Source organism: Janthinobacterium sp. FT14W, assembly GCF_009208755.1.
In the GTDB taxonomy this organism is placed as follows: domain Bacteria; phylum Pseudomonadota; class Gammaproteobacteria; order Burkholderiales; family Burkholderiaceae_D; genus Janthinobacterium; species Janthinobacterium violaceinigrum.
In genome coordinates this window covers 1-23489 of sequence record NZ_WFLL01000052.1, presented here as the reverse complement: position 1 = coordinate 23489, position 23489 = coordinate 1, and the positions used below count along the sequence as shown (strand labels likewise).

At 64.0% G+C, this 23489-nt stretch carries 20 protein-coding genes and 1 pseudogene; 17 read left to right on the top strand and 4 right to left on the bottom strand.

Annotated elements, in window-relative coordinates; translation table 11 throughout:
* Positions 1 to 96 precede the first annotated feature (96 nt).
* On the bottom strand, positions 97 to 675 hold the full coding sequence (locus tag GCN74_RS24640; protein WP_099665109.1) for a superoxide dismutase: 579 nt from the start codon (positions 673 to 675) through the stop codon (positions 97 to 99).
* A 234-nt stretch (positions 676 to 909) separates the two neighbouring features.
* A complete protein-coding gene (locus GCN74_RS24635) occupies positions 910 to 1929 on the bottom strand; it encodes a LacI family DNA-binding transcriptional regulator (RefSeq protein ID WP_152259103.1) in 1020 nt (339 codons plus the stop codon).
* Positions 1930 to 2391: 462 nt separating this feature from the next.
* Between GCN74_RS24635 and GCN74_RS24630 the strand changes: the two genes are divergently transcribed.
* From GCN74_RS24630 to GCN74_RS24605, 6 genes are all read left to right on the top strand, one after another.
* Positions 2392 to 3681, top strand: a complete 1290-nt coding sequence (locus GCN74_RS24630; RefSeq protein WP_152259102.1) for an extracellular solute-binding protein — start codon at positions 2392 to 2394, stop codon at positions 3679 to 3681.
* A 7-nt stretch (positions 3682 to 3688) separates the two neighbouring features.
* Complete coding sequence (locus GCN74_RS24625) at positions 3689 to 4693, top strand: carbohydrate ABC transporter permease (RefSeq protein ID WP_152259101.1); 1005 nt, start codon at positions 3689 to 3691, stop codon at positions 4691 to 4693.
* Complete coding sequence (locus tag GCN74_RS24620; protein WP_152259100.1) at positions 4690 to 5508, top strand: carbohydrate ABC transporter permease; 819 nt, start codon at positions 4690 to 4692, stop codon at positions 5506 to 5508. The genes GCN74_RS24625 and GCN74_RS24620 overlap by 4 nt, the downstream gene beginning before the upstream one ends.
* A gap of 34 nt (positions 5509 to 5542) precedes the next feature.
* A complete protein-coding gene (locus GCN74_RS24615; RefSeq protein ID WP_152259099.1) occupies positions 5543 to 6919 on the top strand; it encodes a GH1 family beta-glucosidase in 1377 nt (458 codons plus the stop codon).
* A gap of 1 nt (position 6920) precedes the next feature.
* Positions 6921 to 7961: an ABC transporter ATP-binding protein gene (locus GCN74_RS24610; protein ID WP_152259098.1), complete on the top strand. Its 1041-nt coding sequence runs from the start codon at positions 6921 to 6923 to the stop codon at positions 7959 to 7961.
* 106 nt (positions 7962 to 8067) lie between these two features.
* Positions 8068 to 10530, top strand: coding sequence for a TonB-dependent receptor (locus GCN74_RS24605; RefSeq protein WP_152259097.1), 2463 nt, complete (start codon positions 8068 to 8070; stop codon positions 10528 to 10530).
* A gap of 81 nt (positions 10531 to 10611) precedes the next feature.
* Here GCN74_RS24605 and xseA read toward each other — a convergent pair whose 3' ends face one another.
* Complete coding sequence (gene xseA / locus GCN74_RS24600) at positions 10612 to 11973, bottom strand: exodeoxyribonuclease VII large subunit (protein WP_152259096.1); 1362 nt, start codon at positions 11971 to 11973, stop codon at positions 10612 to 10614.
* Positions 11974 to 12457: 484 nt separating this feature from the next.
* Between xseA and GCN74_RS24595 the strand changes: the two genes are divergently transcribed.
* The 10 genes from GCN74_RS24595 (at position 12458) to GCN74_RS24550 (ending at position 20795) form a co-directional block, all read left to right on the top strand.
* Entirely contained in the window at positions 12458 to 12754 is a 297-nt protein-coding gene (locus GCN74_RS24595) for a hypothetical protein (protein WP_152259095.1), read from the top strand.
* 548 nt (positions 12755 to 13302) lie between these two features.
* On the top strand, positions 13303 to 13908 hold the full coding sequence (locus tag GCN74_RS24590; RefSeq protein WP_152259094.1) for a MotA/TolQ/ExbB proton channel family protein: 606 nt from the start codon (positions 13303 to 13305) through the stop codon (positions 13906 to 13908).
* Entirely contained in the window at positions 13905 to 14345 is a 441-nt protein-coding gene (locus GCN74_RS24585; RefSeq protein ID WP_152259093.1) for an ExbD/TolR family protein, read from the top strand. The genes GCN74_RS24590 and GCN74_RS24585 overlap by 4 nt, the downstream gene beginning before the upstream one ends.
* 93 nt (positions 14346 to 14438) lie before the next feature.
* Positions 14439 to 15494 (top strand): tetraacyldisaccharide 4'-kinase, encoded by a 1056-nt coding sequence (gene lpxK / locus GCN74_RS24580; RefSeq protein WP_152259092.1) that lies wholly within the window; start codon positions 14439 to 14441, stop codon positions 15492 to 15494.
* The gene (locus GCN74_RS24575; protein WP_010395789.1) at positions 15475 to 15651 is read left to right on the top strand and encodes a Trm112 family protein; all 177 of its coding nucleotides are present in this window, start codon (positions 15475 to 15477) and stop codon (positions 15649 to 15651) included. The genes lpxK and GCN74_RS24575 overlap by 20 nt, the downstream gene beginning before the upstream one ends.
* A gap of 2 nt (positions 15652 to 15653) precedes the next feature.
* Positions 15654 to 16412: a 3-deoxy-manno-octulosonate cytidylyltransferase gene (gene kdsB / locus GCN74_RS24570; RefSeq protein ID WP_152259091.1), complete on the top strand. Its 759-nt coding sequence runs from the start codon at positions 15654 to 15656 to the stop codon at positions 16410 to 16412.
* Positions 16413 to 16697: 285 nt separating this feature from the next.
* The gene (adk, locus tag GCN74_RS24565) at positions 16698 to 17354 is read left to right on the top strand and encodes an adenylate kinase (protein WP_034782090.1); all 657 of its coding nucleotides are present in this window, start codon (positions 16698 to 16700) and stop codon (positions 17352 to 17354) included.
* A gap of 192 nt (positions 17355 to 17546) precedes the next feature.
* On the top strand, positions 17547 to 19670 hold the full coding sequence (locus GCN74_RS24560) for a sodium-translocating pyrophosphatase (protein ID WP_152259090.1): 2124 nt from the start codon (positions 17547 to 17549) through the stop codon (positions 19668 to 19670).
* A gap of 193 nt (positions 19671 to 19863) precedes the next feature.
* On the top strand, positions 19864 to 20280 hold the full coding sequence (locus GCN74_RS24555; RefSeq protein ID WP_226939202.1) for a hypothetical protein: 417 nt from the start codon (positions 19864 to 19866) through the stop codon (positions 20278 to 20280).
* 14 nt (positions 20281 to 20294) lie between these two features.
* Positions 20295 to 20795 carry a glycine zipper family protein gene (locus GCN74_RS24550; protein WP_193317239.1) on the top strand — a complete coding sequence of 167 codons (501 nt, stop codon included), beginning with the start codon at positions 20295 to 20297 and terminating at the stop codon, positions 20793 to 20795.
* A 129-nt stretch (positions 20796 to 20924) separates the two neighbouring features.
* Here GCN74_RS24550 and GCN74_RS24545 read toward each other — a convergent pair whose 3' ends face one another.
* Positions 20925 to 22985, bottom strand: coding sequence for a TonB-dependent receptor domain-containing protein (locus GCN74_RS24545; RefSeq protein ID WP_152259089.1), 2061 nt, complete (start codon positions 22983 to 22985; stop codon positions 20925 to 20927).
* A gap of 289 nt (positions 22986 to 23274) precedes the next feature.
* Between GCN74_RS24545 and GCN74_RS24540 the strand changes: the two are divergent.
* A pseudogene (locus tag GCN74_RS24540) lies at positions 23275 to 23489 on the top strand (hypothetical protein); the annotation flags it as partial.

Here is a 23489-nt window from a genome sequence, read left to right as displayed (position 1 = left end):
AGCCCGCGCAGGGGAGCGCAGGCTTCTTTTCACGGTGTGTCGGCGCGGCGCAGGCCGCGGACGGTGCCGTTCGACGTTGACAGGAACCCGCGCTGCTTACGCGAAGTTCTTGGCAACGAAGTCCCAGTTGACCAGGCCCCAGAACGTTTCCACGTACTTGGCGCGCAGGTTGCGGTAGTCGATGTAGTAAGCGTGTTCCCACACGTCGCAGGTCAGCAGCGGCTTGTCGCCGGTGGTCAGCGGGCAGCCGGCGTTCGAGGTGTTGACGATGTCGACGGAGCCGTCGGCTTTTTGCACCAGCCAGGTCCAGCCCGAACCGAAGTTGCCCACGCACGACTTGGTGAATTCTTCCTTGAACTTGTCGAACGACGACCATTTGGCGTTGATCGCGTCAGCCACGGCACCCGCAGGCGCGCCGCCGCCGGCCGGCTTCATGCCGTTCCAGTAGAAGGTGTGGTTCCAGACTTGCGCCGCGTTGTTGAAGATGCCGCCCGACGACTTCTTGATGATGTCTTCCAGCGACAGGTTCTCGAACTCGGTGCCCTTGATCAGGTTGTTCAAGTTGGTGACATACGCCTGGTGATGCTTGGCATAGTGGTATTCCAGGGTTTCTTTCGAAATATGCGGCGCCAGAGCGTCCATTTCATACGGCAGTGGTGGCAGAGTATGTTCCATGTGATGTCCCTTTGTGGTGAGTGTTCGGAGTCTTCCGGCCTGGGCCGGAGGGTTGAGCCTTGCGTGCTTGAATCAAGCATTCTTGCTGAACGAGCCACTATTGTAAAGCGGATGCGCCATTGCTGCAGATTCCGGCGCGCCTGGTCCGCGCCGTTGCGCGTAGTGATTCTCGTTCAGGAAAATCGGCAAGCGCCAGGCCTTGCGCTGGCGTCTCGTGCAACGCCGGCCCAGGCCTCAGCGGATGCGGCGCGTGGTTTCCCGCACGATCAGTTCCAGCGGCGGAACGGTCGCCTGCACGGCTTCGCCATTGATCAGTCCCAGCAGCGCTTCGGTGGCGATGCGGCCGATGTCGTACAGGGGCTGGTGGATGGTGGTCAGCGGCGGCGTCGTGTAGGACGAGCCGGGCAAGTCATCGAAGCCCACCAGCGAGATATCGTCGGGCACGCGGATGCCCTTGCGGTACAGACACAGGCGCACGCCGTAGGCGGACAGGTCGTTGGCGGCGAAGACGGCGCTGAATTGCTGCTGCGTATCGAACAAATGGTTCATGGCCAGCATCCCGCTGGCCTCGTGGAAGTCGCCTTCCACCATCAGTTTCGGGTCGATGGCGATGTCCGCTTCGCGCAGTGCGCGCTGGTAGCCCGTCAGGCGTTCGGCTGCATCCGTGTTGTTGGCGGGGCCGGACACGAACGCGATGCGGCGGTGGCCCAGTTCCACCAGGTGGCGCACGGCCAGGTAGGCGCCGTATTCATTGTCCAGCTTGAAACCGATGGCGCTTTTCGTGGCGAGCAGGCGGCCGGTCGAGACGATGGGCCGCTGCTGCGAGAAATCGAGCACGCTCTCGTCCGAGATGCGCCCGGACAGCAGGATGATGCCGTCGACCTTGCGCGCCAGCAGCAAACGGATGCGGTCCGCTTCCTCCTGCGCATTCCAGTGCCCGCTGACGATGACGGACGCATAGCCCGTGTCTTTCAGGCCGTCGTCCACGCCGCGCAGGCTCTCATCGAAGAAGGGGCTGGAAATATCCTGCACCACGATGCCGATGGTCATCGAGCGGCCTTTTTTCAGCCCCTGCGCCATCTGGTTGGGCGCAAATTTCATCTGCGCGATGGCGGCCAGCACGGCGTCGCGCTTGTCGTCGGACACCTTGGCCGTGCCGTTCAGGATGCGCGAGACGGTGCTGGGCGACACGCCTGCCTGGCGGGCGACGTCGAGCAGGGTGGAAGGGGGGGCAGCGTGGGCGCTATCGGTCAAGGTGATTCCCGGATATCAAGATGGCTGGTTGTCAGTGCACTGAAAACCTTTTCAGTGAAAGATTACCATAAACGGACGATCAGGCTGCAGGCCAAAGCAGGCCGGTGTCGGTCGGCGTAGGTCGGCTTAGCCCGCTGGGCGTAAGCCGACACCGCAGCGCCCACGCCATCCCGCAGCCACGGACCGGAGGCCAACCGGGCGGCGGAATACCCACGCAGCGCCAATCCAGCCTGCGTCTCCCCATATCTGAAAACGTTTTCACGAAAAACAACACCCTCTCCGGCCGCCGATTTTCGCTGTTTTTCATAGGAGAGAACGCCCGGCGCTGCCCAACTCGCCACGATGGCCTCAATAAAAATGACAACTTTATCGGTTGACTTGATTTTCTTTGCGGTGTTAAATGGATGTATGTTGTGAAAACGTTTTCAAGATAGAAGACGCTCAATAAACGGAGATGAAAGAATGAAGTCAAGCATCCTTGGCGCCGCCCCCCTGACGGCGCTGACCCTGGCCTTCGGTGCGGCTGCCGCGCCTGCCGCCGCCCCGCCTGCTGCCGTCCTGCCGGCGCTGGCTCCCGCCACCATTACCGTCGCCTCGTTCCCGGACCTGGACCGCGCCGTCAAGACGGCCATGCCCCTGTGGGAAAAACTGTACCCGCAAGTGAAGGTCAAGCTGGTCAGCCTGCAGATCGACGACCACCATAACTCGATGACGACGGCACTGGCGGCCGGCGCGCGCCTGCCGGACGTGATGGCCATCGACTTCCGCTATGTGGGCAGCTTTGCCGAATCGAAGGGCATGGAAGACCTCCTGCAGGCGCCGTACGGGGCAGGGCAGTACCGCGCCCAGTTCGTGCCGTTCACCTTCGTGCAGGCGACCAGTTCGCGCGGCACCCTGGGCGCCATGTCGGCCGACCTGGGACCGGGCACCCTGTTCTACCGCAAGGACCTGATGGACAAGGCGGGCATCAAGGAAGCCGAGTTGACGCAATCGTGGGAGTCGTATATCGCCGCCGGCAAGAAGCTCAAGGCCGCCACGGGCACCTATCTGCTGGCCGGCGCCAGCGACCTGGCCGACATCGTTATCCGCGCCAATTTAAAAGATGGCGAAGGCATTTATTTTGGCGACAAGGGCCAGGTGCTGGTCGACTCGCCCCGCTTCGTCAAGGCGTTCGAATTGGCCAAGGCGGCGCGGGTGGCGGGCATCGATGCGCGCACCGTGGCCTGGACGGGCGAGTGGGCCGAAGGCTTCAAGCGCGACAAGGTGGCCAGCCAGATGATGGGCTCGTGGCTCAGCGGCCACCTGGCCAAGTGGCTGGCGCCCGATTCCAAGGGCCAGTGGCGCGCGGCGAACCTGCCGGCCGGCGCGCTGGCGTCGTACGGCGGCTCCTTCTACGGCATTCCGAAAAAGGCGGCGAACAAAGCCCAGGCCTGGGAATTCATCAAGTTCATGACCGTCAACAAGGATATCCAGCTGCACTCGCTCAAAGAAATCGGCGCCTTCCCCGCCTTGAAGGCGGCGTATGCGGACCCCATGATGGACGAGCCGCAAGCGTACTTCGGCGGCCAGAAGACGCGCTTGCTGGCGCGCGACACGGCGGCCAGGATTCCCGTCATCCGCGTCGACAAATTCGACGCCGTGGCGCGCGACATCGTCAACATGGAACTGGAAAGCGTGCTGGCGCAAAACAAGGATATCAAGACGGCCCTGGCCGACGCCAAGGCCCTGATCACCCACCGCGCGCGGCGCTAGGACCAGCATGAGCCACTTGCATCCCCCATCGGCATCGCTGGCGCACCAGGCGTCCGCGTCGGCGCGGCCGTCGCGCAAGCGCTACACCATGAAGCAATGGGCGCCGTATCTTTTCATCAGCCCCTTCTTCATCCTGTTCGCCGTCTTCAGCCTGTTTCCGCTGCTGTTTTCCATCTATTTGTCGTTCAACCAGTGGGAAGCGGCCAGCGGCGTGGAAGCCATGCAGTGGGTAGGCCTCGACAACTACAGGTATGCGCTGAGCGACCCGTGGTTCTTGCGCTCGCTGGGCAATACCGTGTGGCTGGCGCTGGCCTCGGGCGTGCCGCAGCACCTGGTTGCCATCCCGCTGGCGGCCTTCATCCACAACAGCTTCAAGCGCTCGCGCAACCTGGTGATCGGCATTTACTTCTTGCCGTTCATCACCTCCAGCGTGGCCATCGCCATGGTCTTCAATACCCTGTTCTCGCGCGACTATGGGCAGATCAATGTGCTGCTCCAATGGTGCGCCAGCCTGCCGCTGGTCGGCGGCCTGTTCCCGGCCGAATCGATCGACTGGCTGGGCAGCTCGCTGTTCATCAAGCCGGCCGTCGCCTTCGTCATCTTCTGGCGCTACCTGGGCTGGAACCTGGTGCTGTACCTGTCCGCGCTGCAGGTGATACCGAAGGACCTGTATGAAGCGGCCACCATCGACGGCGCCTCGAAACGCCAGCAATTCTGGTACATCACCCTGCCGCAGCTGCGGCCCATGATCTACCTGGCCGTGACCCTCACCATCATGGGCAACCTGCAGCTGTTCGAGGAACCGTTCGTGCTGGTGGCCGAATCGAGCGGCGTGAGCCAGTCCGTGATGACGACGGCCATCTTCGTCTACAAGACGGCGTTTTCCTCGGGTGACTTCGGCACGGCGTCGGCCATTTCCTGGCTGCTGTTTTTGATCATCGCCAGCACCACGTGGGTCAACAACCGCGTCTTCAGCCGCAACGAACGCAAAGAACGCAAGGAGGTCCGATGAAAACCGCCCGCTGGACGGCCTACGCCATGGTGGCCATCGGCGCCCTGATCATGGTCGCGCCGTTCTACTTCATGTTCGTCTTCGCCACGCATACGAGCGCGGAAATCTACAGCCTGCCGCCGCCGCGCTGGTTCGGCACGGCCCTGCTCAACAACCTGGAACTGCTGCAGGAGCGCCTGCCGTTCTGGCGCAATATCGGCATCAGCCTGTACGTGGCCCTGATGACGACGGCCTTGACCCTGTTCTTTTGCTCGCTGGGCGGCTATGCGTTTGCCATGTACGAGTTCCGCTTCAAGCGGCCCTTGTTTACCCTGGTGATGGCGTCGATGATCATTCCGTCCTTCATGAACATGATCCCGACGTTCATGCTGATGGATTTCCTCGGATGGCTGGACCAGCCGCGCGCGCTGTACGTGCCCGATGCGGCCGGCGCGCTGGGGATTTTCCTGATGCGCCAGTACATCGGCACGGCCATTCCGAAGGACCTGATCGAGGCGGCGCGCATCGACGGCTGCGGCGAGTTCGCCATCTACTGGAGAGTCGTGCTGCCATTGATCGGGCCTGCCATGGGCACTCTGGGCCTGATCACCTTCATCAACTCGTGGAACAATTTTATTACCCCGCTGGTCGTCATGCGCTCGGTCGAGAACTACACGATCCCGCTGGCCCTGCGCAGCATGCAGGCGCCGAACAACACGGAGTGGGGCGCGCTGATGACGGGCGCCGCCATCGCCGTGCTGCCGCTGCTGCTGATGTTCTTTGTCGCCTCGAAGCGCCTGATCGAGGGCCTGACCCAGGGCGCCGTCAAAGGCTGATGCTCTCCCATTTATTTCAACCCCTCACACTGACATGACCACCATGCATAACGACGATACCGACACCCGATTTCCTTCCACCTTCACCTGGGGCGTGGCCACCAGCGCCTACCAGATCGAGGGCGCGGCCGCCATCGACGGCCGCGGCCCGTCCATCTGGGATACCTTCAGCCACACGGACGGCAAGATCATCGACGGCAGCAATGGCGACGTGGCCTGCGACCACTACCACCGCTATGTTGATGACGTGGAGCTGATCGCCAGTCTGGGCGTGAACGCCTACCGCTTTTCCATGTCCTGGTCGCGGGTGCAGCCCACGGGTTCCGGCGCCTGGAACGAGGCGGGCTTCGATTTCTATGCGCGCCTGCTCGACGCCCTGGCCGCGAAGGGTCTCGATACCCACCTGACCCTGTACCACTGGGACTTGCCGCAAGCCTTGCAGGACGAGGGCGGCTGGCTCAATCGCGCCACCTGCTACCACTTCGCCGCCTATGCGGCCGAGGTGGCGCGCCGCTTCGGCCACAAGGTCGCCAGCATCGCCACCCACAACGAACCATGGTGCACGGCCGTGCTGGGCCACGGTACGGGGCAGTTCGCGCCCGGCATGGCCGACCCCGCCGCCGCCGTGCAGGTGTCGCATCATCTGCTGCTGTCGCACGGCCTGGCCATGCAGGCGATGCGTGCCGTGAATGCACCGGCCAAGCTGGGCATCGTGCTCAATCAGTGGACGGCCACGCCGGCCACCGACAGCGCGCAAGACCGCGAACTGGCCGAACTCGAATATGCGCGCTCGGTGCAGTGGTATATGGACGCCATCTTCAAGGGCCGCTACCCGGCATTGGCCCTGAAACACCCCGACGCTTCCGCTTTGGCCATCTTTGAAAACGATTTCATGGATATCAAACAGCCCATCGATTTCCTCGGCGTGAACTACTACACGCGCGCTTTCATGAGCGCCGAGACGCCGCCGCGCAAGCCCGAGGGCAAGCTGGGCTTCAACGACATGGGCTGGGAAACCTATCCGCAGGGCTTGACGGAGCTGCTGGTGGGCCTGCACCGCGAATACCGGCTGCCGCCCGTCTACATCACGGAAAACGGCATGGCCGTCGCCGACAAGCCCGCCGGCGGCAAGATCCACGACCAGGCGCGCATCGACTACGTGCAGCTGCACCTGGACGCCTTGCGGGCCGTGATCGCCCAGGGCATCGACGTGCGCGGCTATTTCTACTGGAGCCTGATGGATAACTTCGAGTGGAACTCGGGCTATGCCAAGCGCTTCGGCATGCTGTACGTCGACTACGCCACGCAGCAGCGCAGCTTCAAGGACAGCGCCCTGTGGTACCGCGATTTCATCGCCGCGCAGCGCGCGTCCCACGCACCGGCCCGGCCGGTCCTGGCCGGGGAGCACTGACATGGCCGCCATCTCCCTGCGCGGCATCCGCAAGACCTACGGCGACGGCCCGGAAATCGTCAAGGGCCTGGACCTCGATATCCATGACGGGGAATTCATGGTCTTCGTGGGGCCGTCCGGCTGCGGCAAGTCGACCCTGCTGCGCATGATCGCGGGACTGGAAGACATCAGTGCGGGCCAGCTGCGCATCGGCGACCTGCTGGCCAACGACGTGGCGCCGGCCGAGCGGGGCATCGCCATGGTCTTCCAGAGCTATGCGCTGTACCCGCACATGACGGCGCGCGACAACATGGGCTTCGCCCTGAAATTGGCGGGCAAGCCGGAAGCCGAGGTGCGCGCCGCCGTGGGCAAGGTGGCGGAGATCCTGCAGATCACGCACCTGCTCGAACGCAAACCCAAGGCCCTGTCGGGCGGCGAACGCCAGCGCGTGGCCATCGGCCGTTCCATCGTGCGCCAGCCCAAGGTATTCCTGTTCGACGAACCGCTGTCCAATCTCGACGCCTCCCTGCGCGTGCAGACGCGCATCGAGCTGGCCAAGCTGCACCAGGAACTGGGCACCACCATGATCTACGTGACGCACGACCAGGTCGAAGCCATGACCCTGGGGGACCGGGTGGCCGTCTTCCACGGCGGCCACCTGGAGCAGGTGGGCGCACCCCTGGACCTGTACCGTCATCCGGCCAGCCGGTTCGTGGCCGGCTTCATCGGCGCCTTGCGCATGAACTTTTTGCCGTGCGCCGCCGTGCCCGCGCTGGCCAGCCAGCTGGGTGGCGAAGCGGGCATGCTGGTCGGCATACGCCCCGAGCATTTGCGCCTGGTGCCGCGCGGGGAGGGTTACGGCGCCACTGTCACCCTGATCGAGCAGCTGGGCGATGCGCAGATCATCCACGCCACGCTGGATGCCGGTCCCCATGCGGTGGCCATCAAGCTGCACGGCGAGGCGCGCCACAGCCTGGCGCAGGGCAGCGCCATCGGCTTCGCGCCGGAAGAGGGCCATGCCTTTCTATTCGACACGGGCGGGCGCGCCGTGGCCACCCACTGACCCGCACGGAGGCGACATGACTTCAGATTGACACCCAAAAAATGTGCAGCAGTAGCCAGAGAGCTATGTGATCATCATTCAACCAGTGGTAGAGGAGACAATAACAATGAAGCCGTTCAAGAGAAACACCATTGCATTCAGCCTGGCGCATGCGACGTTTGCCCAGTTCATCCTGATGGGCAGCGGCGCCGCGCTGGCGCAGCAAGCGGGACCGGCCACCGCGGCCGCCGAAACGGCAGCGCCGGCGGCCGAGCAGATGGACCGCATCGTCGTCACGGCCACGCGCCGCAACACCTTCGTGCAGGAGACGCCGCTGGCCGTCACCGCCTTCAACCAGGACACCCTGCAAAACAACCAGGTGAAGGACCTGGCCTCGCTGGCCACCATGGTGCCCAGCCTCGTCGTCGAGCAGCATGGCGACTCGGGCGGCGTGCACGTCTACATGCGCGGCGTGGGCTCGGCCAACCACACGGAGCTGGGCGACCCGGCCGTCGCCTTCTATGTCGATGGCGTGTATTCGCCCCGTCCCCAGGGCGCCACGGCGCTGATGTACGACCTGAGCCACGTCGAGGTGGCGCGCGGACCGCAGGGCACCCTGAACGGCCGCAACTCGACGGCCGGCGCCGTCAACCTCGTGTCGGCCGCGCCCAGCACGGCCAAGTTCATGGGTTCGGCCGGCATCACCGTGGGCGACTACCGCCATCTGCAGACGCAGGGCATGCTCAATATCCCGTTTTCCGACGACGTGGCGCTGCGCATCGCCGCCATCAAGGATAGCCATGACGGCACGGTGGATTTCCGCCGCGGCTCGAACGTCATGCCGGGCACGGCCAAGTACGGCGCGGGCGACCAGATGGGCGTGCGCGCCTCCCTGCTGTGGAAGTTCACGCCGCAGCTGCGCGGCACCTTCATCGCCGACTACTTCCTCGACCAGGGCGCCGGCAACGTCTACCTGGCGGCCGAGCCGAAGCCGGGCGAGAAGCTGCGCTCGGCCCTGATCGACACGCCGGGCACCCTGGACCAGTCCATCCTCACCTACAAGGGCAAGCTCAATTACAAGCCGACGGACGGGCTGGACTTCACTTACCTGGGCAGCTGGAGCCGCTACAAGCGCCAGAACAGCAACGATGCGGACGCGGGCCTGTTCCCCGGCTTCAAGTCGGAAAACCGCACGGACTGGGCGCAGTTCGACAGCTATTCGCACGAGCTGCAGGCGCGCTCGGACGACGATGCACCGTTCCAGTGGGTGGCGGGCCTGTTCCTGTTCAATGAAAAGAACAAGGTGCGCTTCGACATCGACCGCAGCCAGATTTCGCAGGCGGCCGTGCAGCAGGATATCGCCAACGGCGCCGTGATCTTCGTCCAGCCCACGGTGGGCCAGTATGCGTCGGCCATGTCCTTCATCCAGGGCGACCGCCAGCTCAAATCAAAGGCCGTGTTCGGCCAGGTCAGCCAGCAAGTGACGGACCAGATCAAGCTGACGGCCGGCGCGCGCTACACGAAAGACCACAAGTTCGATATCGGCGGCAAGAACTGGGCTTGCCCGAACTGGCCCGCCAATACGCCGCTGGGCACCACCGTGCTCACGCCCGACCAGCTGGCGCAGCTGGTCACGCCCGGCACGGGCCTGGCCAACACGCACAACATCGGCCCCGGCGGCGCCATCACGGCGGCCAGCTGCGGCAATACGCCGGGCGACAACACGGCCGACCTGAAGTACGGCCAGGCCACCTGGCTGGGCCGCATCGAGTACAAGCTGCGCTCCGACATCTTGTTGTTCGGCTCCGTGACGACGGGCTTCCACTCGCCGGCCATCGGCGACGGCGGCGCCACCACCAAGCCGGAAAAGCTGACCAGTTATGAAATCGGTTTCAAGTCGGATTTGCTGAACCGCCAGCTGACCCTGAACCTCGATGCCTTCCTGATGAAGTACAAGGACAAGCTCGAATCGCAGGTGGTCAACAGCGTGCTGGCCAACTTCAATGCGGCCGGCGCCACGGTCAAGGGGCTGGAAGCGGAATGGGTGTGGCGGCCCACGTCGGTCGACCGCCTGACGGGCAACGCCACCTGGCTCAAAGCCGTGTATGACGATTTCCTGTCGTGCGACGTGGATGCGGCGCGCGCGAATGGCCAGTCCTGCGGGTCGACGGCGCCGCTGGTGAACGTGGGCGGCAGCACCATGAAGCATGCGCCGAAGTTTTCCACCACGGTGCAGTACGAGCATGATTTCAATGTCGCCGGCGGCCAGCTCACGCCGCGCGCCTCCGTGCATTACGAAACCATGTCGTACGTGGGGGCGGGCGCCTTCAACGGCGACGTGCCGGGCCATGCGGGCGTGAAGCGCCAGGAAGCCTACACGACCTTGGACCTGAGCCTGCGCTTCCAGCCGGCGAACAAGGCCTATACGGTGGAAGCGTTCGTGCAGAACGCCACCGACAAGGCGGTCAAGCTGGACGTCAATGAAATCTGCACGGACGTGGGCATGCCATGCCAGCCCACGCAGCAGATCTACGGCGCCTTCTACAACGCGCCGCGCACGTTCGGCGCGCGCGTGTCGATGAAGTTCTGATGGCGTAGGGTGAAAGAGCAGCAGCAGTAGCAGTCCACTCAGTAGGGCAGGTGTTGGGCCGGGGAGATTCCCCGGCCTTTTTTACTCCAATGCTGCCTGTACGCTGGCGATGCCGATCTGCGCGCTGCCTTCGGCCAGGCGCACGTTGACGTTCTGGCGCGCCTGCAGCTGCGCGGGCGAGCGCACGATGGCGCCTTTTTCGTCGCGCAGGATGGCGTAGCCCCGTTCCAGGGTGCGCTGGGGATTGAGCAGTTCCAGCTGCGCCGACAGGCCGTCGAGACGATGCCGCCGTTGCGTCAGCAGCTGCGCCATGGCCGCGCCGCTGCGGCGCTGGGCTTCCACCAGGCGCGCGCGCGGCGCCGCGACGTCGGGGCGCAGATTGGCCCAGCGCGAGCGCAGGCGTTCCAGCGCATGCTGCGACTGGTTCAGCGGCGCGCGCGCCGCATGCGTCATGGCCGTCGACAGGGCCAGCAGCTGCAGGCGCTGCTGCTGCAGCTGCGCCTTGGGATTGAGCAGGCGGCGGCTGTGGCGGTCCAGGGTCTGCGCCGCGTCGTCGAGGCGGCGGCGCATGGCGCGGCGCAGGTCCGTCGCATCGGCGCGCAGTGACGCGAGCCAGTCGGCGCGCGGCGTGGCTGCCAGTTCCGCCGCCGCCGTGGGCGTGGCGGCGCGCAGGTCGGCCGCGAAGTCGGCGATGGTGAAATCCGTCTCGTGCCCCACGCCGCTGATCACGGGCATGGCGCAGTCGGCGATCGCGTACGCCACGGCTTCATCGTTGAACGACCACAAGTCTTCGATGCTGCCGCCGCCGCGGCACACCAGCAGCACGTCGCACTCGGCCCTTGCGGATGCCGTGCGGATGGCGTGCGCGATTTTTTCCGGCGCCTGCTGGCCCTGCACGGGCGTGGGATACAAAATGATGGACACGTGCGGCGCGCGCCGCTGCAAGGCCGTCAGCACGTCGCGCAGGGCGGCTGCCTGCGGGCTGGTGACGATGCCGATGCTGCGCGCGAACATGGGAATGGCGCGCTTGCGTTCCTGGTCGAAGAGGCCCTGCGCGGCCAGCTTTTCCTTCAGGCGCTGGAACGCTTCATACAGGGCGCCCACGCCGGCGCGGCGGATGGCTTCCACGTTGATCTGGTAATCGCCGCGCGCGCCATACAGGGTGACGAGGGCGCGCACCTCGACCTTGTCGCCTTCGCGCGGCGTGAATCCCGCGTACTGCGCGCGGCCGCGGAACATCACGGCGCGCACCTGGGCGCCATCATCCTTGAGGGTGAAATACCAGTGGCCGGAAGCGGCGCGCGTAAAGTTGGAAATTTCGCCGGCGATCCAGGTCAGGGGGAACGAGCGTTCGAGCAGGCGCGCAACGGCCTGGTTGAGGGCGCTGACGGTCAGCACGGGCGGGGCGGCAAAGCCGCTGTCAGTCTGGTTTTCGGTCATCATGAAGCTGGAAAGGGATGGAACTGTCCACAAATTATCGGCGAGGTCATGCTTATGTCATATATCGTGCAAAACAACAAGTTCTATTTCTAAGTATTTGATTTCATGACGAATTTCCAGATGCTTGATTTGCGTGCACAGGGAAAAAGTCCTTTAATATCAAGCACATCAGTGAAGCGCCTGCCACTTACGCACAAAGTTATCCACAGAAAATGTGCGGAACTTTTTGTCCTGCACAGGGCCGCTGGATTTCTCCCCTGCAGTGGATAAAAAATGCCCTGCTACATTTTTACGCATGGAAATAAAGCATATATGAATCAATGGCTTAGTATCGCATGCATGGCCTTGCGCACAATCTTATCCACAAAAAATGTGCAGAACTCCGCCAGGTGGCCCCGTTTATCCACCGCAAGGCGTATTGCAAGGCTTGCCTGATTTTTGCGCAGTATGAAAAACCGCATATAAATCAAGGGTCTAGCATGCAAGCGTGGGCCTTGCTCACAATTTTATCCACAGAATGTGTGCAAAACTGCATAAATCGTTTCGCCGTTTGCCCGTGTTTTCCACCGCTGCGCAAGGCGGCACGGCTGCCTCATTTTTCATCAGTGAAAAAAAGTCCTTTAAAATCAATGGGCTTGCATGGAGTCAATCGGCTTGCTCACAATCTTATCCACACTTTATGTGTGGAACTGCACTGGCGGTGGAAAAGTGCCTTGGCGAAGCCACATTCGGCCAGGAAAACCCACCTTTTCTGCCCTTGCCACATTTTTATGCATGGCAATAAAAACGATATAAATCAATGTACTTAGCGCTGATCTTTGCGCTTGCACACAATCTTGTCCACAGATTGTGTGCAGAACTTTATGGCCCGCTGGCGGCATGCTGCTATCCGGTCTGCCACATTTTTACTCAGCGATTTAATTTTCTTTCAAATCAATGGCTTATGTGAATTCCGTCCGCTTGCGCACAATCTTGTCCACAGTAAATGTGCAGAACTTTTGTTTTGTTGAAGATCTGACATTGACTACGCGCGATTAGCTGCTATGCCTGTATTTTGCGCAGGTGGAGAATAGCCATGTAAATCAATGACTTGGCTTTCACTGTTCATGCTTGCTCACAATCTTATCCACATAAAATGTGCAAAACTGGGCAGTGCCGGCGGCGCCTCGCCGGCAGGCTGTGCATAAAGGCGCGCGCAGGCGCCACTTGCCGCCGGCGCGTCAACGCGCTACATTGCGCCATTCCGTCGCCGGTGCGCAATCGCGCTCGCGTGCTCGGTACAATACGCGTTGTCCAGGCCAACCATCGCCTTCCCTTTATCAGGAGTTTCTTTTGCTCGCTATATTTCAAGCCGCTGGCTGGCCCATCTGGCTGTTGTTGATCGCTTCCATCGTCGCCCTGGCCCTGATCATCGAGCGCCTGCTGTACTTGCGCCGTGCCAAGATATTGCCCCGCAAGCTGTTCGATGAAGTGGTGCAGGTGTATCGCAGCGGCAAGATCACGCCCGATACGCTGGCCAAGCTGGAAGACAATTCGCCGCTGGGCGTGGTGCTGGCTGCCGCGCTGCGCAATGTCGACGCGCCGCGTGAGGTGATGAAGGAATCGATCGAAGAGGCGGGCAGCGGCGTGGCCCACGTGCTGGAACGCTACCTGACGACCCTGGGCACCATTGCCACCCTGGCTCCACTGATGGGCCTGTTTGGCACGGTGGTGGGCATGATCGAGATCTTCGGTTCGCAAAACGCCAGCGGCTCGAATCCCGCCCAGCTGGCCCATGGCATTTCCGTGGCCCTGTATAACACGGGCTTTGGCCTGGCCATCGCCATGCCCACCCTGGTCTTCTACCGCCATTTCCGCGCCCTCGTCGACAGTTTCGTCATCGACATGGAGCAGCAGGCGGTCAAGTTCGTCGATATCGTCCACAGTGGCCGCAAATGAACTTCCGCAAAGGCAAGGGGCGTGAAGACCCCGAAATCAACCTGATCCCGTTCATCGACGTGCTGCTGGTGATCCTGATCTTTTTGATGGTCAGCACCACCTACAGCAAGTTTACGGAGCTGCAGATCACCCTGCCGACGGCCGACGCCGAGCAGGCCAGGGACAAGCCGCAGCAGATCGACGTCACCATCGACGCCAAGGGCAACTACACGGTGAACCGCGAAGCCGTCTCGTTCCGCGACGTGGCCGGCCTGGCCGATGCCTTGCAGAACGCGGCGAAGGCGGCCAACGGCGGCAAGGCGCCCGCGCAGACACCCGTCGTGGTGGTCAACGCCGACCAGTTCGCCATGCACCAGATGGTGATCCACGTCATGGAAGCGGCGCGCCTGGCCGGCTACGAAAAGCTGACGTTTGCGGCGCAGGCCGGCGGCAAGTAAGGCCAACCTTCCACCCCAAGCGAAGTGCCGGGGTCAGACCCGCCGGGTCTGACCCCAGGTGTCGTTTTCGGGTTCCAATTTTAGTTGACACGCATGCCCACATCCTCCCCCGCCAAGCTTGAATCCACTCTCACCCGCGCCTGGCTGCGTCGCGGGCCGCTGGCGTGCGCGCTGTGGCCCGTGTCGCTGCTGTTCGGCGCCTTGAGCAGCGTCAGGCGCGCCCTGTTCCGGGCCGGCATCCTGAAATCCCAGCGCCTGCCCGTGCCCGTCGTCGTCGTCGGCAACATTTTCATCGGCGGCACGGGCAAGACGCCGCTGACGATCTGGCTGGTGCACGCCTTGCGCGACGCGGGCATGCGCCCGGGCGTCATTTCGCGCGGCCATGGCAGCGCCGACCGCTTGCCGCGCGCCGTCAGCGCCGCCTCCACGCCGCAGCAGGTGGGCGACGAGCCCTTGCTGATCTTCCAGCGCGGCGGCTGCCCCGTGGTGGTGGGACGCGACCGCGCGCAAGCGGGCAGGGCGCTGCTGGCCGCGCATCCGGACGTCGACGTGCTCGTCACGGACGACGGCTTGCAGCATTACGCCCTGCAGCGCGACGTGGAAATCGTGCTGTTCGACGGCCGCGGCGCGGGCAATGGCTGGCTGCTGCCGGCCGGGCCCCTGCGCGAATCGCCGTGCCGCCGGCGCGACGTGACGGTGATCAATGCGCCCGAGCTGGCGCCGGCGCTGGTGGCGCAGGTGGCGCCCAAGGGCGCCCTGGTGGCGCAGATGCTGCTCGACGGCCGCCTGGCCGAGCGCATGGTGAACCGCGGCGAAAGCATGGCCCTTGCTGACCTGGCGGCCAGCGGCCAGCGCATCGTGGCGGCGGCCGGCATCGGCAATCCCGGGCGTTTCTTTGCCATGCTGCGGGGGGCGGGACTGGACTTCACGGAACTGCCCCTGCCCGACCATCACGACTTCCTCGACCAGCCATTTGCCGCGCTCGACACGGATGTGATCTTGATCACCGAGAAGGATGCAGTAAAATGTGCGCAAATTGAACATCTCAAAGATGACCCGAGACTGTGGGTCGTCCCGGTCAGTGCGCGCATCGATAGCGCGCTGGCCCAACAAATTGTGGAGAAATGTCGTGGACGCTCGACTGCTTGATATCCTGGTCTGCCCTGTTTGCAAGGGCCCGCTTGAACACGATAAGAAGGCGCAGGAACTGATTTGCCGCGCCGACCGCCTGGCCTATCCCATCCGCGATGGCATCCCCATCATGTGGGCGGACGAAGCGCGCACCCTGCAAGACGCAGTGGAATAACGATGGCGTTCATCGTCATCATCCCGGCCCGCCTGGCTTCGACGCGCCTGCCCAACAAGCCGCTGGCCGACCTGGGCGGCAAGCCCATGGTGGTGCGCGTGGCCGAGCAGGCAGCCTTGTCGGGTGCCGCGCGCGTCATCGTCGCCACCGACCACGAAGACATCCGCGCCGCCTGCGCCGCGCATGGCGTGGAAGTGTGCATGACGCGCGCCGACCATCCGTCGGGCACGGACCGCATCGCCGAAGTGGCGCGCACGCTCGGTTTGCCGCCGGACGCCGTCGTCGTCAACCTGCAGGGCGACGAACCGCTGATCGATCCGGCCCTGCTGGCCGCCTGCGCGGCGCAGATCAGCAGCGCCGTTCCCATGGCCACGTGCGCCCATCCGCTGCACGACATGGCCGACGCCTTCAATCCGAACGTGGTGAAGGTCGTGCTGGACAGGGCGAACCGCGCCCTGTATTTCTCGCGCGCCACCATCCCCTGGCACCGCGACGGCTTTGCACAATCGCGTGAAAACTTGCCGCAAGGCTACGTGCCGCTGCGCCATATCGGCCTGTACGCGTACAGCAATGCGTTCCTGCAAGAGTATCCGCAATTGTCCGCTTCGCCGCTGGAAGCGATCGAGGCGCTGGAGCAGCTGCGCGTGCTGTGGCATGGCTATGCCATCGCCGTGCATGTGACGGACTCGGCTCCGGCCGCCGGCGTCGACACGCCGGAAGATCTTGCCCGGGTCCAGGCGCACTACCGCCACGCCACCTGAGAAAACGCCCCCGGCTGCGTTGCCCCGCCTTGCCCCGACGGCTTTTCAGGCGCCAGAGGGGCGCGGGAAAAATTTTGTGCGGGGCCTGCCACAAAAAACCACATTTTGAAATGCCTGCTTTGCGAATTGCTGGCTTTGATCAATCAGGACATAGCAATTCGACAGCAAACTGGCGTTCCGGGGATTTTTTGTGGTAAGTTTCGTAGGGAAAGATAGCCATAGCAACACCATCTAAAAAAAATTACACATACCACCATCCAAAATCTGTTTTTTAGGAACTTTTCAATGCGTCTGATACTTTTAGGAGCACCCGGTGCCGGCAAGGGCACCCAAGCTAACTTCATCAAAGAAAAATACAACATTCCACAGATCTCCACGGGCGACATGCTGCGCGCGGCGATCAAGGAAGGCACCGAACTGGGCCTGGCAGCGAAGAAAGTCATGGATGCGGGCGGCCTCGTGTCGGACGACATCATGATCGGCCTGGTCAAGAACCGCCTGCAGGAAGCCGATTGCGCCAATGGCTACCTGTTCGACGGCTTCCCGCGCACCATCGCGCAGGCGGACGCCATGAAAGACGCCGGCATCAATGTCGACTACGTGCTGGAAATCGACGTGCCTGACGCTTCGATCATCGAGCGCATGGACGGCCGCCGCAGCCACCCGGGTTCGGGCCGCGTCTACCACGTCAAATTCAATCCGCCCAAGGTCGACGGCATCGACGACATCACGGGCGAACCGCTGATCCAGCGCGACGACGACAAGGCGGAAACGGTCAAGAAGCGCCTGGACGTGTACCACAACCAGACCAAGGTACTGCTCGGCTACTACAATGACTGGGCCAAGTCCGGCCTGCCAGGCGCGCCGAAATACCGCCGCATCGCCGGCGTCGGTCCGGTCGAGCAAATCCGCGACAGCGCATTTGCCGCCCTGGCGGAATAAGCAGTTTTTGAAAAGCGGACCTGAGCGTCCGCTTTTTTTGTGCCCGCCTTTCACCCGCGGCGCCACGTCGTTTCTGGTTTCTATTTAGCGGTAGAAGTTTTTTGCAGGTCGTGTTTTCCTGGCTGCGCGTGCCTACCCGGTGCGGTCTGCAGCTGTCGGTAATAACGTCGGATAAAAACAGAAGGGGACGATATGGCAGCCAGTTTGTGGTTTGCGGTAGCCTGCGGCGTGGTCGCAGTCATGTATGGTTTGGTGTCGCGTAGCTGGATCCTGCGCCAGGATCCCGGCAACGCGCGCATGCAGGAAATCGCGCTGGCCATCCAGCAGGGCGCGGCCGCCTACCTGGCGCGCCAGTACCGCACCATCGCCATCGTCGGCGTGGTGCTGCTGATCGCCATCTATGCGCTGCTTGGCCTGCATACGGCGCTGGGCTTCCTGATCGGCGCCGTGCTGTCGGGCGCCTGCGGCTTCATCGGCATGAATGTCTCGGTGCGGGCCAATGTGCGCACGGCGCAGGCGGCCACCCAGGGCATCAACCAGGCGCTGAACGTGGCCTTCAAGGGCGGGGCGATCACCGGCATGCTGGTCGTCGGCCTGGGCTTGCTGGGCGTGACCCTGTTCTACTGGCTGCTGGCGACGACGGGCGCGCCTGGCCTGACCCAGCACGATTTGATCAAGCCCCTGATCGGCCTGGCCTTCGGCGCCTCGCTCATCTCCATCTTTGCGCGGCTGGGCGGCGGCATCTTCACCAAGGGCGCCGACGTGGGTGCGGACCTGGTGGGCAAGGTCGAGGCGGGCATTCCCGAAGACGATCCGCGCAACCCGGCCGTCATCGCCGACAACGTGGGCGACAACGTGGGCGACTGCGCCGGCATGGCAGCCGACCTGTTCGAAACCTATGTCGTGACCCTGATCGCCACCATGCTGCTGGGTGCCCTGCTGATGGCCGAGGCCAGCAGCACGGCCATCATCTATCCGCTGCTGCTGGGCGCCGTTTCCATCCTCGCGTCCATCGTCGGCTGCTCGATGGTGAAGACCAAGCCGGGCGCGAAAATCATGTCGGCCCTGTACACGGGCCTGTGGTGGGCGGCCGGCCTGTCCCTGGTGGGCTTTGCCGTGGTGACCTGGCTGCTGTGGCCCGACGACGCCATGCGCTACAAGATGATGGGCGCGACCGTCGTCGGCATCGTGCTCACGGGCTTGATGGTCTACATTACCGAGTACTACACGGGCACGGATTTCAAGCCCGTGCGCCACATCGCCGAAGCGTCGACGACGGGCCATGGCACGAATATCATCGCCGGCCTGGGCGTGTCGATGAAGTCCACCGCGTACCCGGTGCTGGCCGTCTGCGTCGCCATCCTCGTCTCGTACCAGCTGGCGGGCCTGTACGGCATCGCCATCGCCGCCACCTCGATGCTGTCGATGGCGGGCATCATCGTCGCCCTCGACGCGTATGGCCCCATCACCGATAACGCGGGCGGCATCGCCGAGATGTCGGGGCTGCCCGACTCCGTGCGCGCCATCACCGATCCGCTCGACGCCGTGGGCAACACCACCAAGGCCGTCACCAAGGGCTACGCCATCGGCTCGGCGGGGCTGGCCGCGCTGGTGCTGTTCGCCGACTACACGCATGCGCTCGAATCCGTGGGCCAGCACATCACCTTTGATCTGTCGAACCCCATGGTCATTGTCGGCCTGTTCATCGGCGGCCTGATTCCCTACCTGTTCGGCGCCATGGCGATGGAAGCCGTGGGTCGCGCGGCAGGCGCCGTGGTGGTCGAGGTGCGGCGCCAGTTCCGCGACATCAAGGGCATCATGGAAGGCACGGCCCGGCCCGAATACGACAAGGCCGTCGACATGCTGACGGCGTCCGCCATCCGCGAAATGATCGTGCCGTCCCTGCTGCCCGTGGTGGTGCCCATCGTCGTGGGCATGCTGCTGGGGCCAGCCGCGCTGGGCGGCCTGCTGATGGGGACCATCGTCACGGGCCTGTTCGTGGCCATTTCCATGACCACGGGCGGCGGCGCCTGGGACAATGCGAAGAAATACATCGAGGATGGCCATTTCGGCGGCAAGGGTTCCGACGCACACAAGGCGGCCGTCACGGGCGACACGGTGGGCGACCCGTACAAGGACACGGCGGGACCGGCCGTCAATCCCTTGATCAAGATCATCAATATCGTGGCCCTGCTGCTGGTGCCGCTGCTGCCGGCCGCGGGCTGGCTGGCCGTCAAGGCGCCGGCGCCCATCCACGCGCCCGTGCCGCCCATCCTGGCGCCGGCGACACCCGTGCAAAGCTTGCCCGCGCAATAAGACGGCGCCATCCCTGCCGCCCCGTGGCCCGCGCCGCGGGGCTGTTTGCGTTTTTACGCAGGTGAAACTTTCCTCCCGTCCATATCCTCAGCGTATAAAAGGTGAGCAATTGTTACGGCAGCTTTGATTGCGCCGCCCGCCTGCCAATAATGGAGTGAGCATCATCGTCGTGGTAGCCAGGCAGGAGGATGTCATGAACAGCAATCGGGGACGCGGCGCACGGTTGGCGCTGCTGGTAATGGGGCTCGCGTCGGGGCTGGCGCTCGGTGGCGCCGCCTGGGCCGCGCCGGGCGGCCACGGCGGGCATGGCGGCCATGGCGGCTTTCACGGCGGCCACGGGCACTTTCATGGGCGCCCGCACGTGGGTGTGTGGCTGGGGCCGGCATGGGGCTACGGCTATGGACCCGGCTGGTACGGCGACCCCTGGTACGGCTATCCGTATCCGTATGGCCGCACCGTGATCGTGCAGCCGCCGCCCGTGTATATCGAGCAGGGCGGCGAGCCGACGGCGCAGATGTGGTACTACTGCGCGCGGCCGCAAGGCTATTATCCCTACGTGAAAAATTGCGGCACGGCATGGCGCGCCGTGCTGCCGACCAGCGTGCGCTGACGGGAGCGACGAACATGAACACGAGCGCATTCCTGGGGCGCGCCAGCATGCTGGCACCCCTGCTGCTGGCCGCCTGCACGGTGATGCCGGAAGGGCCGTCGGCCATGGTCTTGCCCGGCACGGGCAAGAGTTTCGAACAGTTCCGCGGCGATGACGGCAGTTGCCGCGGCTATGCGCAGGCGCAGCTGGGCGGCAGTTCGGCGCAGCAGGCCGGCGTCGACAGCGGCGTGCGCAGCGCGGCACTGGGCACGGTGCTCGGTGCGGCGGCCGGTGCCGCCATCGATGGCGGCCATGGCGCCGGCGTGGGCGCCGGCACGGGCTTGCTGTTTGGCGCGCTGGCGGGCACGGGCGCGGCGGACAATTCCTCGCGCGGCATGCAGCGCAGCTACGATAATGCTTATCTGCAATGCATGTATGCGAGCGGCCACAAGGTGCCTGTCGCCGGCCAGATGCTGAGCAGCGTGCCGGCGAATGCCGCCACGCCGCCGCCCGATACGCCGCCGCCCCGGTACTAGGTTGCGACAACGCCTGGCACCAGCGTAGCGAGCGCAAGGGGGATGCGCTTGAGACGCGCAACTGTACGGAGGTACAGTGAGCATCGCAGAGCGCAGCCCGCGACGCGCAGCAGGTTTTGACAGGCGTGTTTAGAAGCGCGACGTCAGGCCGACGAACATGCGGCGTCCCGGCACATAGTAGTCGACCAGGCCATCGGCCATCGGTCCCTTCTTGAGCAGGTTTTGCACGCCGCCGCGCACGGTCCACTGGGGCGTGACCTTGTACGACACGACGGTGTCGACGATGGTGTAGGCCTTGTCGGCCAGCTTGCCGGCGTCGAGTTCCTTGCCCGTGTACTGGGCCGAGACTTCGCCGAACAGCTGGTCGTTGACTTGCCAGCCCAGCGCCGAGTACCACGACAGTTTTGGCGTGGACAGCAGGTTGGCGCCCGTGGTCAGGTTTTTCGCTTCCGCCATGTAGGTGACGTTGTTACGCCAGTTCAGGTTTTTTGTCAGCGGGATGGTGGCCGTCGCTTCCAGGCCGCTGGTGCGCGCTTTCTGGATATTCGTCATCTTGGTCCACCACTGCTTCTGGTAAAAGCCCAGCGGCGCATAGTCGATCTTGTTCTTGAAGTCCGTGTGGAACCAGGTCAGGCCCACGTCCCAGCCATTCTGTTCCCACGCCACGCCGATCTCGCCGGCCGTGCTCGTTTCCGGCTTCAAGTCCGCATTGCCGGCCATGTAGCAGCCGCCCGTGATGTAGCCCAGCGGTTTCAAGCTGCCGCAACCGCGTCCGCCCGACTGCGTGGCTGCCGCCGGCGAGTTTTCCTTCAGGCTGGGGGCGCGGAAGCCTTGCGAGATGCCGCCCTTGATGGTCCAGGCGGGAGCGGGGTGGTACACCAGGTACAGGCGCGGGCTGTAATGGTTGCCGAACTTGCTGTGATGGTCGAGGCGCAGGCCGGCCGTGGCCGTCAAGTTCTCGCGCAGGAACAGCTGATCTTCCGCAAACAGGGCCGAGGTAGTGCCGGACAGGGTGGCGCCGCTCACGGGGTTGCCCAGGTAATCGGTGGGGATGGTGCCGATGGTGTCCGTATTCGTCAGTTCCTGGTGCTTCCACTGGCCGCCCATCACCAGCATCTGTTCGATGCCGCCCCAGCCGACCCGTTTTTCCAGGCTGGCATCGAGGGTGCTGTCCTTGGATTTGGCCACCGTGCCGACGACTTCGTTATCGAAATCGTTGTGATACAGGTTGACCGTGGTCTTGCCGAAGTCCCAGCGGCCCTCATAGCCGAGGCTGGCGCTCTTGCGTATCAGCTTGCTCGCGCCCCAGGCGCCGAACAGCGGGTAGCCGTCCGCATCGAGCGTGGTGGAATCCGTCGATTGCTGCTTGCCGTAGCTGGCGTCCAGCGACAGGTTCTGCTTCTTGCCCAGCGCCCAGTTCAGCTGGCCCGAGACAGTCTGGTTGCGTTCGCCGCCCATGCCGCCCGCCTTGCCGGCGGCTTTTTCATCGGGATTCTGGCGCGTCTGGCCCACGCCCAGGCGCATGCCCACCGTGTCCGACAGGGGGCCGGCCAGGTTCACGCCCAGCTGGTGCGCCGTGCCGCGGCCGCTGTCCTGCGGCTGCGTGTAGTTGGCCGTGGCCGAACCGTTCCACTTGCCCGGCACCTTGCGCGTGATGATGTTGATCACGCCGCCCATCGCGTCCGAGCCGTACAGCGACGACATGGGGCCGCGCACCACTTCGATGCGCTCGATCATGTCGGGCGAGATCCAGTTCAAGTCCTGGCGGCCCAGGTCGGGGCGGTAAGCCGTGTCGGCCGAGCTGCCCACGCGCTTGCCGTCGACCAGGATCAGGGTGTATTTGTCGGGCAAGCCGCGCAGCTTGATCTTCGACGCTTCGCCTTCGGGACCGGTGCCGCCCGTCACGCCGGGGATGCGGCGCAGCAGGGTGTTCAGGTCATACACGGGCTGGCGTTCGATTTCCTCGCGCGTGATGACGCTGATGCTGGCCGGCGCATCCTTGATGTCGATGGCCGTGCCCGACGCGGTGACGACCACCGTGTTCATGGTGGGATCGGCCGCCACATTGCCTTCGGCCCAGGCGCTGCCGACGGCCAGCGACAGCAGGCAGGGCAGGAGCAGGGCGGCGGAATGGCGGGGGCGGGCGGGCGTGGCGACGGGAGCTGCGAAGGCGGGACTACGCTTGGTCATGGTGAACTTTCCGGATGTTGTTATTTCCTGGCTGCCTTCCGGGTGGCTCGGGTATGAATGAATGAAAAGATATAAACTGCGCTCGAATTCTTCGAATGAGAATAAGAATCGTTCTTATTGTAATGCCATCCTGGCAAGAAGGAAAGTGCTGAGAGGAAATAAAACACCGTTACCGTACGCGCATCCGCGCCGGGCGGCCGGTGCAAGCGTGAGAAACTGTTACCCCGCTGGCATCTGGGGCGGCGTGTGCCAATAATGAAGGCTGGCGATGGATGCCTGGGGAGGCAGCATGAAAACGATGAGAAAAACGATACTGGCGCTGGCCTGCGGCATCGCCGTATTTGCCAGTGCCCACGCGGGCGCGCAGGAGGGGGCGGCGTCCCAGCCATTGCCCGTGTGCCAGCTCGACCCGCGCGACAGCAGCAAGCTGGCGGTGGAACCGTGCCGCCCGGCGCCGCCCGTGCAGCCGCGCCGCGCCGTGGCGCAGGTGATCGGCCGCATGCC